Source organism: Kitasatospora kazusensis (assembly GCF_039529945.1).
Classification (GTDB): Bacteria; Actinomycetota; Actinomycetes; order Streptomycetales; family Streptomycetaceae; genus Kitasatospora; species Kitasatospora kazusensis.
Genome location: NZ_BAAANT010000128.1, coordinates 1 through 1333, shown reverse-complemented (window position 1 = coordinate 1333; position 1333 = coordinate 1). Strand labels below are relative to the sequence as shown.

The following is a 1333-nucleotide window of genomic DNA, read 5'->3' as shown; positions in this document are numbered from 1 at the left end:
CGCGCAGGGCGGTTTCTAGCGGTCGTTGCAACACGTGGTTGGTTGTCTAGGCCGTGAGGAGTTTAGCCAGACGCTCGGCTGGGGTTTCCCAGCCGAGCGTTTTGCGTGGGCGGCGGTTGAGCTGGTCGGCGACGGCGGCGAGGTGTTTGGGGGTGTGGACGGACAGGTCGGTGCCCTTGGGGAAGTACTGCCGCAGCAGGCCGTTGGTGTTCTCGTTCGAGCCGCGCTGCCAGGGGCTGGCCGGATCGCAGAAGTAGACCGGGATGTCGGTGGCGAGGGTGAAGTCGGCGTGCCGGGCCATCTCACTGCCCTGGTCCCAGGCCAGGGAGCGCTTCAGCTCGGCGGGCAGCGTGCGGGCGGTGGCCACCAGCGCATCCCGGACGGTCTCGGCGCCGTGGCTGCCGGGCAGGTGCAGGAGCATCACATAACGGGTCGCGCGTTCGACCAGGGTGCCGATCGCGGACTTGTTGCCCTTGCCGAGGATCAGGTCACCTTCCCAGTGACCGGGGACGGCCCGGTCCCCGGCCTCGGCCGGCCGCTCGCTGATCATGACCATCGGGTCGGTGAAGCGCTGCCGCCGGCAGTTGGCCTGCCGCTGGGGCCTGCGCCGGGCCCGGCCACTGCGCAGGGCGCCGGCCAGCTCGCGCCGCAACTCGCCGCGGCCCTGGACGTAGAGCGCCTGGTAGACGGTCTCGTGGACCACGTGCATCTCCGGCCGGTCGGGGAACTGTGCCCGCAGAGCGTGGCATATCTGCTCCGGGCTCCACTTCTCGTCCAGCATCGCCTGGACGGCGTCCCGCAGCTCCGGGTTCGAGGTGATCTTGCGGGCTTTGGAGCGGGGCCGACGGGCGTCGGCCCGGGCCTGGGCGGCGTGCGGCCGGTACTGCCACCGGCCGCGGGTGCCGTCGGTGCGGTTGCGGCGGATCTCCCGGCTGACGGTGGACGGGCTGCGGCCCAGCTCCGCGGCGATCTGGCGGACCGTGGCCTTCTCACGCAGCCGGTCGGCTATGTGGATGCGCTCGTCCTGGGCCAGGTACCGGGCCGGGCCGCAGGGCGGCACCACCGTGGTAATCGGTGGCACCGCCCTGCGGCCCGGCTCCCCGGAACGGCCGTTCTGCCACTTGTTGCCCGTCCGGCGGTGAACGCCGATGGTCCGGCACGCTTCGGTGTTGCTGTAGCCCTGCTGCACAAGCCGGGAGTATGCCTCCCGCTCCCGGGCCAGCTTCCTGCGCCCCTGCGGCTTCCGGTCCACCCGGATCTCGAAGTCCATCGCACCCCTTTGAACTGGGGTGTTGCAACGACTCCTAGAACCCAAGCAGTTCCCCGCGCCCCT

Annotated in this window: 1 protein-coding gene; it reads right to left on the bottom strand. The window is 71.0% G+C overall.

The genetic code is table 11. The annotated features are described in order from the left end of the window. Nucleotides 1-46: 46 nt before the first annotated feature. Nucleotides 47-1270 (bottom strand): IS30 family transposase, encoded by a 1224-nt coding sequence (locus tag ABD330_RS32270; protein ID WP_344469876.1) that lies wholly within the window; start codon nucleotides 1268-1270, stop codon nucleotides 47-49. Nucleotides 1271-1333 lie beyond the last annotated feature (63 nt).

Bases quoted from the DNA above. Each gene is read 5' to 3' on its own strand.
- ABD330_RS32270 (WP_344469876.1), bottom strand. From the start codon at position 1,270: ATGGACTTCGAGATCCGGGTGGACCGGAAGCCGCAGGGGCGCAGGAAG.